Annotated in this window: 8 protein-coding genes, 1 rRNA gene and 1 other annotated feature; of the genes, 1 reads left to right on the top strand and 8 read right to left on the bottom strand. The window is 38.0% G+C overall.

Annotated elements, in window-relative coordinates; translation table 11 throughout:
- Position 1 precedes the first annotated feature (1 nt).
- The 4 genes from PSR12_RS00125 to pdxS form a co-directional block, all read right to left on the bottom strand.
- Complete coding sequence (locus PSR12_RS00125; protein WP_274771094.1) at positions 2–1,336, bottom strand: sigma 54-interacting transcriptional regulator; 1,335 nt, start codon at positions 1,334–1,336, stop codon at positions 2–4.
- A 141-nt stretch (positions 1,337–1,477) separates the two neighbouring features.
- Positions 1,478–2,758: a serine--tRNA ligase gene (serS, locus tag PSR12_RS00120; protein WP_274771093.1), complete on the bottom strand. Its 1,281-nt coding sequence runs from the start codon at positions 2,756–2,758 to the stop codon at positions 1,478–1,480.
- 75 nt (positions 2,759–2,833) lie between these two features.
- Positions 2,834–3,053, bottom strand: a binding site (T-box leader).
- A gap of 49 nt (positions 3,054–3,102) precedes the next feature.
- On the bottom strand, positions 3,103–3,666 hold the full coding sequence (gene pdxT, locus PSR12_RS00115) for a pyridoxal 5'-phosphate synthase glutaminase subunit PdxT (protein WP_221683455.1): 564 nt from the start codon (positions 3,664–3,666) through the stop codon (positions 3,103–3,105).
- A 1-nt stretch (position 3,667) separates the two neighbouring features.
- Positions 3,668–4,552, bottom strand: coding sequence for a pyridoxal 5'-phosphate synthase lyase subunit PdxS (gene pdxS / locus PSR12_RS00110; protein WP_221683454.1), 885 nt, complete (start codon positions 4,550–4,552; stop codon positions 3,668–3,670).
- A gap of 102 nt (positions 4,553–4,654) precedes the next feature.
- Here pdxS and pdxR point away from each other — a divergent pair, with 102 nt between their 5' ends.
- Positions 4,655–6,073 (top strand): MocR-like pyridoxine biosynthesis transcription factor PdxR, encoded by a 1,419-nt coding sequence (gene pdxR, locus PSR12_RS00105; RefSeq protein WP_274771092.1) that lies wholly within the window; start codon positions 4,655–4,657, stop codon positions 6,071–6,073.
- A gap of 15 nt (positions 6,074–6,088) precedes the next feature.
- Here pdxR and asnB read toward each other — a convergent pair whose 3' ends face one another.
- From asnB to rrf, 4 genes are all read right to left on the bottom strand, one after another.
- Entirely contained in the window at positions 6,089–7,927 is a 1,839-nt protein-coding gene (asnB, locus tag PSR12_RS00100; protein WP_221683451.1) for an asparagine synthase (glutamine-hydrolyzing), read from the bottom strand.
- Positions 7,928–8,026: 99 nt separating this feature from the next.
- Positions 8,027–9,358 (bottom strand): D-alanyl-D-alanine carboxypeptidase family protein, encoded by a 1,332-nt coding sequence (locus tag PSR12_RS00095; RefSeq protein ID WP_274771091.1) that lies wholly within the window; start codon positions 9,356–9,358, stop codon positions 8,027–8,029.
- A 141-nt stretch (positions 9,359–9,499) separates the two neighbouring features.
- The gene (gene guaB / locus PSR12_RS00090; RefSeq protein WP_004233999.1) at positions 9,500–10,963 is read right to left on the bottom strand and encodes an IMP dehydrogenase; all 1,464 of its coding nucleotides are present in this window, start codon (positions 10,961–10,963) and stop codon (positions 9,500–9,502) included.
- A 269-nt stretch (positions 10,964–11,232) separates the two neighbouring features.
- Positions 11,233–11,348, bottom strand: a 5S ribosomal RNA gene (gene rrf, locus PSR12_RS00085).
- Between the last annotated feature and the right edge of the window lie 9 nt (positions 11,349–11,357).

The raw sequence follows: 11,357 nt of genomic DNA, 5'->3' as shown, positions 1-11,357 counted from the left end.
TTTACAACAATTCATATTTTAAACACTTATATTTTAGTAATTGACGAGAAATACCTAAACGTCTAGCTGTTTCCGCTAATCGTCCATCCGTTTCACGCAACTTTTCCGCTATTATTAGACGCTCGTAGGCTTCCGTTAAATCTCGTAAATGTCCAGATTGGTTGTTTTGCATGATCGATTGAGTTGAATGTTGAACATTTTTTTTAATCCTCTCTGGAACATGTTCAACAAGTATTTCATCTCCAAGCAAATTATTATATGCCGTTTCAAGGGCATTTTTTAGTTCTCGTACATTCCCCGGCCAATGATAGGCATAAAATAATTGAATTACTTCATTACGATAGCTTACATTTTTCTGTAGTGTATGTTCATTGTAAAATTGGATATAAAAATCAAGGATAATTGGAATATCTTCCTTCCTTAATCTTAGCGGTGGCAAATCAATTTGGAGAACATTTAAGCGATAAAATAAATCCTCACGTAGCCTTTTTTCAGCTAATAGTTTATCTACATCTTCATTGACAGTAGTAATATACCGTATATCTAAGGGCTCACCATTTAACACTTTTATATCTACCGCATGTAAAAGTTTCGCCTGCAAAGAGATATCCAATAAATTAAGGTGGTCAATGAGTAACGTCCCACCATTAGCCTCCTGTAACTTTCCACTTTTTGCTTCATTGTCCGAGCCATATAGCTGAGTAAATATATTATCCTCTGTTAATGTTGAGCAGTTCAAAGTAATAAACGGCTTTGTATAGCGTTCACTTTCATTGTGTATGCCTTGTGCGATAATATCTTTCCCAGTTCCAGTTTCCCCAGTTAGTAAAACTGGTGCACTTTTTTGAGCACTACGACGTGCCTTTTCAAGTTGAGTTTTCATTTCGGCGTTTGTCGTAATGTAATCCTCCAAACGGTAGGTCGTATGATTATCTCGATATAATTTATGTCCCAGGAAATTATCTAAGTATTTAATTTGCTTAGTTTCATAAAAATGTTTTGAAAATTCAATGGCACCAATGACTTTTCCATGCTCCATAATGGGATAGGTCGAACTCAGTGATAAATAACTAAATCCGTTTAATGTTGTAAGTTGTTGTTCATAGTATAAAACTGGCTGCCCTGTTTGTATGACTTGAAAGACAGTACTTGTCTCAGGTGATAAATTTTGATAATTATCAGTCACAGTGCTTTGAAAAAATTCATCTGGTGTTAAGCCGATTTCCAATAATATATTTAAATCTGCTAAGTCATAAAAGATTGCACAGCCTTTATCATCTGTAATTAAAACATTATCAAATTCACTCAAAGCCTGTGCAAATTGTTGCAATTCCATGAATTTCTCCCCCTTGTCCCCATAAATATTACCCATTATAACGAATTTTCAAAAATTATGAGAGAATTCAATTTTTGCAACACAAAAAAGCTATTTTAGAACATTCATAAAGGAATTGTCTAAAATAGCTTTATCTGTTGTTTATTTTGGTGCGATTACTTCTTTACCGCCCATATAAGGTCTTAAAACTTCAGGAATTACTACGCTGCCATCAGCTTGTTGGTAGTTTTCTAGAATAGCAGCAACTGTACGGCCAATGGCAAGACCTGAACCGTTTAATGTGTGCACATATTCTGGTTTAGCATTTGGCTCACGACGGAAGCGGATATTTGCTCGTCGTGCCTGAAAATCCTCAAAGTTAGAGCAAGAAGAAATTTCACGGTACATGTTTTGTGCAGGAATCCAAACTTCTAAATCATATTTTTTCGCTGCAGTAAAACCTAAATCAGCTGTACACATTTTTAACTTACGATATGGTAAGCCTAATAATTGTAATACTTTTTCTGCATGACTTGTTAATAGCTCTAATTGTTCGTATGACTCCTCTGGTTTTACAAAACGTACTAATTCTACTTTATTGAACTGGTGTTGACGAATTAAACCACGTGTATCACGGCCTGCTGAACCCGCTTCTGAACGGAAGCACGCACTATACGCTGCAAAGCCTTGTGGTAAAGCTTCAGCCGGTAAAATCTCATCTCGATAGAAGTTCGTTACTGGTACTTCTGCAGTTGGAATCATGAAATAATCTGTTTCCTCTAATTTGAATACATCTTCCTCAAATTTCGGAAGTTGCCCTGTACCTGTTAGGCTATCACGATTAACAATGACAGGTGGTAGCATTTCCTCGTAACCATGCTCCTCTGCATGTAAATCCATCATGAATGACATTAATGCCCTTTCTAAACGAGCACCAAGACCACGATAGAATAAGAAACGGCTACCTGTTACTTTCGCGCCGCGTTCAAAGTCTACAATTTTTAAATCCGTAGCAAGGTCCCAGTGTGCTTTAATATCAAAATCAAATGTCGGAATTTCACCCCATGTATATTCCTCAACATTGTCGTCCTCTGTTGTGCCTACTGGTACAGATTCATGTGGGATGTTTGGTAAACGCATCATCATATCTTTAAAGCGTTCTTCCACATCATTTAATTGTACATCTAATTCTTTAATTTCATCGCCAACCTGACGCATACGAGCAATGACTTCATCAGCATTTTCTTTGTTACGTTTCATAACTGAGATTTGTTCAGATACTTTATTGCGTTCCGCTTTTAATTCTTCTGTTTTGGCAATTAATTCACGACGTTTTGCATCTAAGTCTTCAAAGTCATCTAAATTTCCCAAGTCCTCATTACGTGTTAATAACATCTCTTTAATTTCCGTGAAATTCTCACGTACGCGTTTAATATCTAACATCTTCATACCTCCAATAGTTTCTTCATGATGGAAAATTGTTGCAGCGAAATGAACACAAAAAAGCCCTCGTCCCTAAAAAGGGACGAGAGCTACCCGCGTTGCCACCCTAATTGACTAGACATACTTCTGCCTAATCCACTTATTTCATAACGGCATTTCAGCCGGCTACAGCCTACTTCATTCACTTCGACTGTGCAACTCCAGGACGGATTCACAAGTGCTTTTATCAGCTTCCACCAACCGCTGACTCTCTAAAAAAAACGTGCTTGCTACTACTTCCCATCATCGTGTTCAGTTATTTAAAATTTAACCATACTGTACTATATGAAAACAAATTTTGCAAGTCATACCATAGAGGATACAAAATATTCAATAATTCGTGTATCCTCTGTTAATTCGGGATGAAACGAACAACCCAATAAATGGCCATCTTGTGCCAAGATTATTTTCCCTTCATGTTGTGCAAGAATTTCAACACCTTTACCTACCGCTTCAATATGAGGTGCACGAATAAATACCGCTGGAATCCCTATACCTACTTTAGGAATATCTAGTTGTACTTCGAAGCTATCCACCTGACGTCCATATGAGTTTCTTGCTACAGTCACGTCCATCACAGCCAAATGTGGTTCATCTTCAATTAGATCCTTGGCTAATAAAATTAATCCCGCACATGTACCAAGCATCGGTAATCCTTGCTGTGCAAGTCCACGAATTGGCTCCAGTAGATCAAATCGATCCAGCAATTTTCTCATTGTTGTGCTTTCTCCACCTGGTAACACAAGTCCATCTAGGTTTCCTAAATCCTTTCTTTGTTTTACTTGAATTGCTTCGCAACCAAGAGCCTCTAACATTTGTATATGCTCACGAACTGCTCCTTGTAATGCTAATACACCAATTCGCTTCATGCTACCAACCTCGCTCTTGCATACGCTCGTTGTGTCCAAGCTGTGCAATATCAATCCCCTTCATTGGCACGCCGAGCTCTTTTGATATTTCCGCAATAAGCTTATAGTCTTTATAATGAGTAGTCGCCTCTACAATGGCACGTGCAAATTTTTCTGGCTTCTCAGATTTAAAAATACCTGAACCAACGAAAACGCCATCAGCTCCAAGTTCCATCATTAAGGCTGCATCAGCAGGCGTCGCCACTCCTCCTGCTGCGAAGTTTACTACTGGTAAACGACCAAGACGTTTAATTTCTCTTAATAACTCGAAAGGAGCTCCTAGTAATTTCGCCTCTGTCATTAATTCATCCTCTGTCATTCCTACGACTTTACGAACCTGTGCATTTACTTTACGAATATGGCGAACTGCCTCCACAATATTCCCTGTTCCTGGTTCACCTTTTGTCCGTAACATCGAGGCACCTTCCCCGATACGACGGGCTGCCTCCCCTAAATCACGACAGCCACACACAAACGGTACTGTGTATTCACTTTTTAATAAATGGTATTCTTCATCTGCTGGTGTTAAAACTTCACTTTCATCAATATAATCAACACCCATTGCTTCTAAAACACGTGCTTCAACAATATGACCTATACGTGCTTTGGCCATGACAGGAATAGTTACAGCTCCCATTACTTCCTCAACAATCCGAGGATCGGCCATGCGTGCAACGCCACCTGCTTTCCGAATATCTGAAGGTACTCTTTCTAATGCCATAACTGCTACAGCACCTGCAGCTTCTGCAATTTTTGCTTGCTCTGCATTAATGACATCCATAATGACGCCGCCTTTTTGCATTTCTGCCATTCCACGTTTTACTAGCTCTGTACCTGTTCGTTTCATTTTCTAACCTCCACCTTTATGATGAAGTTTAGTATAATAGAAATTGACCATATCAAAATATCCAGTTTTTAAAATATTTATAGGGTCAGGAGGTTCCAGATCATGGATATGCTTTTATTCCAGCTTGAAAGGGATAGTGATAAACCGCTTTATGATCAGCTTTATAACGGTATTAAAGAAGCTATTATTTCTAAGAAAATAACTGTAGGAGAAAAACTGCCTTCAAAAAGAAAATTAGCTGATTTTTTAAACATTTCCCAAACAACAATTGAAATTGCCTATGCTCAGCTATTAGCTGAAGGCTATATTATGTCCAAATCACGTATTGGCTATTTTGTAGAAGAAATAGATGAACTGCCTTACATTCAACAAGATACTATGGCGTCCATTAATGAATATCCTAAGAAAAAGTCTTACAAAATCGATTTTAATCCTGGATCTATTGATATCGATGCTTTTCCATTTCAAACATGGAGAAAGTATGCAAAAGAGCTTTTTGACGATACCTCAAAGGAGCTATTATTAACAGGGGAACCACAAGGTGAACTGCCTTTACGCACAGAGATTGCTAATTATTTATATCAATCCCGTGGTGTTGTATGCCACCCTGAACAAATTGTTATTGGTTCAGGGACGGAGCAGCTCCTCCCTATGATTCTCCGTCTTTTTAGTGAGGACACCAGCTTTGCATTAGAAAACCCAGGATACCCTGCCGTCCATCGAATGTTTTCCCAGCATAAACGAAAAGTTTACCCAATTGCAGTTGATGAAGAGGGCATAATTATTCATGATCTTGAAAAAACAGATGCTAATGTTGTGTATATTACACCCTCACATCAGTTCCCAACTGGAGCTGTATTATCTGCTACAAGACGAGCACAGGCTTTAAATTGGGCGGCACAAAGCACATCTCGTTATATTATTGAGGATGATTATGATTCGGAATTTCGTTATGCTGGAAAACCAATTCCTGCCCTAAACGCATTAGATCGAAACGATAAAGTTATTTACATGAGTACTTTTACCAAATCTTTAATGCCATCCTTGCGAGTAGCTTATTTTGTACTTCCACCTAAGCTACTTGCTACTTATAACGATGTCTTTAATTATTACTCATCAACTGTGCCTCGTTTTGATCAGCATATTGTGGCAAATTTTATGGGTGATGGGCATTTTGCAAAGCATCTCAATCGTATGCGTAAAATTTATCGTAAAAAACATGATAAACTAACTTCTATTTTAGAAAAATATTCATCATCCATTAACATTACTGGTGAACAAGCGGGTATGCATATTTTATTAGAGGTTGAACACACATTCTCAGAAAAACAATTACAACAGCTCGCCTCTCAAGCAGAGATCGGTATTTATCCATTATCAGCCTATAGACTAGATGATTATGAATCTTCACAAGCTCAATTTTTATTAGGTTTTGGAGGGATTCCTGTACAAGCAATCGAATCATCCATTGAGCAGTTGATGGATTGCTGGAGTATACAAAAAAACGCCCCATCTATGTAGATGGGGCGTTTTATATTAAGTCTCAATTAATTGAATTTGATAATGCTCAAACCAAGTATGAATTTGCCCTAGATAAGCTAAAAGCTGGGGACCTGCCATTAATTGCCCATACCATGGAACCTTAAAAGAGCTACCTCCCGATTCAATTAACTCCGCAAGCTTTTGTCGTTCAAATAGTTCATGCAAAATTGAATTTTTATCATGCAGAATTTCCTTCAACCATTTTTGCACTCCTGCTGTATAGACAGGATGATATGTTTTGGGATAAGGATTTTTTTTACGATATAACACTTCATTCGGCAATAGATGTGCCATTGATTTTCGAAGTAATCCTTTTTCTATTCCATCCAAATTCTTCATTTCCCACGGAATATTCCAGGCATATTCTACAAGCCGATGATCTGCAAAAGGGACACGTACCTCTAAACTTGCCCCCATACTCATACGATCCTTCCGCTCTAATAATGTTTGCATAAACCATAGCATATTTAAGTAGGACATTTCGCGATGCTTTGCCTCTGCTAGACCTTCTCCATCTAACAAAGGAACTTCAGCTATTGTTTGTGTATATAGTTGTTGTGCATAGGATTCAATTTTTAATTTTTTGTTCCACTTCTCTTGGAGTAATGCACTTCTTTCAGACAATGAACGGATCCAAGGGAAACCAGTAATCCTATCTTTAAACCATGGATAACCACCAAAAATTTCATCTGCACACTCTCCTGATAGCGCTACAGTAAATTCCCTTTTTATTTCACGACAAAACCATAATAACGAAGAATCTACATCTGCCATACCTGGAGAATCGCGAACGATGACCGATTCCACTAATAAATCAATTAACTGTTGCTGAGTGATCTCCTCTGCGTGATGAGCTGTCTTGAAAGTTTCTGTCATTTTTTGAATCCAGTACGTATCTGTGGAGGTCTGGAAAGAATGTGGGTTAAAGAATCGCTCATTATCTTCATAATCAATAGAATACGTATGCAACTGATGGCTTTGCTGTTGGAATCTATTTGCTGCAATGCCGGTGATAATACTGGAATCTAGTCCTCCTGAAAGAAACGTACAAATGGGTACATCTGAAACTAGCTGACGTTCTATAGCATCCGTTAACAAAAAACGAACATGTTCAATTGTTTCTCCTAATGTTTCTTCATGTCTACGACTTTGTAGCTGCCAATACGGCCACTTTCTTAAACCTTCTTCTCTAGAGAATCGCATAGCATAGCCAGGCCGTAATTCTTTAATATTTTGAAAAAGGGTTTTACCTGGCTCTCTAGAAGGCCCTACAGCCATCATACTTGCCAACCCTTCAACATTTACACATGCTTGAACCGTGGGGTGTGCTAGCAGAGCCTTCACCTCCGATGCAAAAAGTACACCTTCTTGTTGCTCTGTATAATACAAGGGCTTTACGCCTAGTCGGTCTCGACACAAAAATAAAGACTGTGTTTGCTCATCCCAAACACCGAAGGCAAAAATACCATTTAGAAATTCTACACACTGCTCTTTCCATTCAATATAGGCAGTTAATAGTACTTCAGTATCTGATTGTGTTGTAAAACTGTGCCCTCTTTTTTGAAGTTCCTTACGTAGCTCTTCTGTATTGTAAAGTTCGCCATTATATGTAATGACATAGTTCAAACCATCATGGATTTTTTTCATTGGTTGTTTACCACCGATTAAATCAATAACAGCTAACCGTCGATGGCCAAATGCAATATGCTCACTACACCAAATATTTTCATCATCTGGCCCTCTCTTATTTAATGTTTGCGTCATCGATTTTAATATTGTGTCACTTGTTCTTAAATCCTTTTGAAAACTAGCCCAGCCTGTAATGCCACACATTTAGCCACATCCTTTCGCCTATTAGCGTATGCTGTAGCGTGTAAAAATGTGAAAAAGCACATGAATGCTTAAGTACATTCATGTGCTCTTATTTAAATATTAAAACAATCCACCAACAAAGTCTGTAATGCCTCCCCATAAATTACCGAAGAAGTTACCTACACCTTGGAAGAACAATGAGATACCGCTAGCACGCTCTACAGCCTCTGTTGTGACAACATCGGATGAAATATCCTTGCCATCGATAAAGCCGTAATCTGTGCCTTCTGTGCGTTCAATAACGACCTTTCCTACAACAGTGTCTTTTTTAACATCTGCCTCTAAACTCTTTTTATCTAAAACCAATGTAGGTTTATATAAGTCTTTATCAGAAGACTTAATCATAAATGAAATTGGTTCTTTTACTGCAATCGATACTTTGTCTTCTTTACCTTTTGTTACTTTAACTGTTTTTTGATTTTTGAATGTATAGTTCCCTGGTAAAATTTCCTGCTTTGAGAATTGTGAAAAGCCGTAGTTAAATAATTTCGCTGTGGCATCAAAGCGAGCTTCATATGAACCTTGTCCATTTGCATCAACAGCCTTCATTACAACTGCAATCAAACGAGTACCATTGCGCTCTGCAGTACCTGTGAAGCAGTGACCTGCAAAGTTTGTTGTACCTGTCTTTAATCCATCTACACCTTGATATTCATACACTAATCCCGGTAACATAAAGTTCCAGTTAGACATTTTAATTGCATCTTCTGTCCCTTCACGGAATGTCTTTTTTGCAATTTTAGATGTCTCTAATACCTTTGGGTGATCCTTTAATAAATGATACGCTAATTTAGCTACAGATTTTGCAGGCATTACATTTTCATCTTCTGGGCCTGTGCCTGATGGATGCATACCAAATAAATCAGCATTATTAAGACCAGTAGCGTTGACAAATTTATAGCCCTCTAAACCAAGTTCTTCTGCTTTTTTATTCATTAACTTTAAAAATTCAGTTTCAGAACCTGCGATCGTTTCAGCAATGGCTACGGTTGCTGCATTTGCTGAATAGATTGCCATTGCCTCGTATAGCTCACGAATCGTATAAGTGCCATCTCTACGTAAAGGTACATTACTTAATGCACGATTTTGAGACATACGATACGTATAATCTGTTACGTGATATTCTTGATCCCACTTAACTGTCCCTGCATCAATCGCGTCCAATAACAGGTATTCAGTCATCATCTTTGTCATACTTGCAATACCTAGTGAAGTATCTGCATTTTGTTCAAATAAAATTTTTCCTGAATCTGCATCAATTAAAATCGCAGCATCCACTGTTAATCCTAAATCTGTTTCCGCATTAGCCTTTGCAGGAATACCTGCAAAAATACTAAATAATAAAACAGGAATTAGGAGTAAGCGTAATACGGTGTTCATTTTCTTTTTCACCTTTAAAGCCCTCCAAAAAATAATCTTGTCCTCGACATTTTATCATAGATAACAACAAACGTGTTGACTCTCTACCATAAAAAAATGCTCTCGCGCCATCTTTGTAGACGATGCGAAAGCATAAAAGTTGCAAGTAATATATTACATGGAATAGTTTGGTGATTCTTTTGTAATCTGTACATCATGTGGATGTGATTCACGTAGACCAGCACCTGTCATTCTAACAAATTGTGCATTCTCGCGTAGGTGTTCAAGATGTGGAGCTCCACAATAACCCATACCAGCGCGAATACCACCAATCAGTTGGTAGATTGTATCAGCTAATGGTCCTTTATAAGGAAGGCGGCCTTCAATACCTTCAGGTACTAATTTTTTTGCATCCTCTTGGAAGTAACGATCTTTAGAACCTTTTTCCATTGCGCCGATAGAACCCATACCACGATAAACTTTAAAACGACGTCCTTGGAAGATTTCTGTTTCTCCCGGAGATTCAGATGTACCTGCTAGAAGGGAACCAAGCATTACAACGTTGCCTCCAGCTGCTAGTGCTTTTACGATATCACCAGAGTATTTAATACCACCATCTGCAATTATTGTTTTACCTAGCTCACGAGCTACTGTAGCACAATCATATACTGCTGTAATTTGTGGGACACCTACACCAGCTACAACACGTGTAGTACAAATAGAACCAGGACCGATACCTACTTTAACAACATCTGCTCCTGCTTCAAATAATGCACGTGCGCCTTCTCCTGTAGCAACATTACCAGCGATGATTTCTAGCTCAGGGTAAGTCTCACGGATTGAACGAATTGTTTGTAATACGCCTTCTGAATGACCGTGGGCTGTATCGATTACAACAATGTCAACTTGTGCTTCTACAAGCTTCTCAATACGTACCATCGTATCCTTTGATACACCAACAGCCGCGCCTACTAGTAAACGGCCATGTGTATCTTTCGCAGCATTCGGGAATTCAATCACTTTCTCGATATCCTTAATTGTAATAAGTCCAGTTAATCTACCTTCTTCATCTACAATTGGAAGCTTTTCGATTTTATATTGTTGAAGAATTTTTTCAGCATCCTCTAAAGTCGTTCCAACTGGTGCTGTAATCAAATCTTCTTTCGTCATTACATCTTCAATTTTTAAAGAGTAGTCAGAGATAAAACGTAAATCTCGGTTTGTAATAATCCCTACTAGCTTTTGATTTTCCATACTATCAACAATAGGAACACCAGAGATTCGGTATTTACCCATTAGATGCTCAGCATCGAAAACTTGATGTGTCGGAGTTAAGAAGAATGGGTTTGTAATAACACCATTTTCAGAACGTTTTACTTTTTCTACCTGTTCAGCTTGCTCATCAATTCCCATGTTTTTATGGATAATACCGATACCGCCTTGACGTGCCATAGCAATCGCCATTTTAGACTCTGTAACTGTATCCATACCTGCGCTGACCATTGGGATGTTTAATTTAATCTTAGGTGTTAATTGAACAGATAAATCAACATCTTTCGGTAGTACTTCGGAATGAGCTGGTACTAATAATACATCATCAAAAGTTAAACCTTCTTTGGCAAATTTAGTCTCCCACATTTTCGTAACTTCCTCCTATAGTTAAAAGAATATTAATTGTAAGATTAACAACGTGGACTGCTACTGTCAAGGAACTTATAAAAGAAAGACAATTCAGATTTTTAACAAATAACAATTAAGATAAACAATACAAATAATTAACTACATTTTTGAGGCATTTATTTGCATTATTTAAATTCAAAAAACACATTTGATCAAACTCTTTGGTAAAGTTAAAAGTTATCAAGACAAAGTAAAAAAACAGTCAGCGCACAGCTGACTGTTTTGTTGCCTAGCGACGTCCTACTCTCACAGGGGGAAGCCCCCAACTACCATCGGCGCTAAAGAGCTTAACTTCCGTGTTCGGTATGGGAACGGGTGTGACCTCTTTGCCATCATCACTAGACTTTGTATT

Origin of the sequence: Lysinibacillus sp. G01H (genome assembly GCF_028872195.1) — a bacterium.
Taxonomy (GTDB): domain Bacteria; phylum Bacillota; class Bacilli; order Bacillales_A; family Planococcaceae; genus Lysinibacillus; species Lysinibacillus capsici.
Note: the sequence above shows the minus strand (reverse complement) of the source record. Positions and strands in the feature narration are given on the sequence as shown.

Coding starts and splice junctions, on each gene's coding strand:
- asnB (WP_221683451.1), bottom strand. CDS start 7,927: ATGTGTGGCATTACAGGCTGGGCTAGTTTTCAAAAGGATTTAAGAACA.
- pdxR (WP_274771092.1), top strand. CDS start 4,655: ATGGATATGCTTTTATTCCAGCTTGAAAGGGATAGTGATAAACCGCTT.
- serS (WP_274771093.1), bottom strand. CDS start 2,758: ATGTTAGATATTAAACGCGTACGTGAGAATTTCACGGAAATTAAAGAG.
- pdxS (WP_221683454.1), bottom strand. CDS start 4,552: ATGAAACGAACAGGTACAGAGCTAGTAAAACGTGGAATGGCAGAAATG.
- pdxT (WP_221683455.1), bottom strand. CDS start 3,666: ATGAAGCGAATTGGTGTATTAGCATTACAAGGAGCAGTTCGTGAGCAT.
- guaB (WP_004233999.1), bottom strand. CDS start 10,963: ATGTGGGAGACTAAATTTGCCAAAGAAGGTTTAACTTTTGATGATGTA.
- PSR12_RS00125 (WP_274771094.1), bottom strand. CDS start 1,336: ATGGAATTGCAACAATTTGCACAGGCTTTGAGTGAATTTGATAATGTT.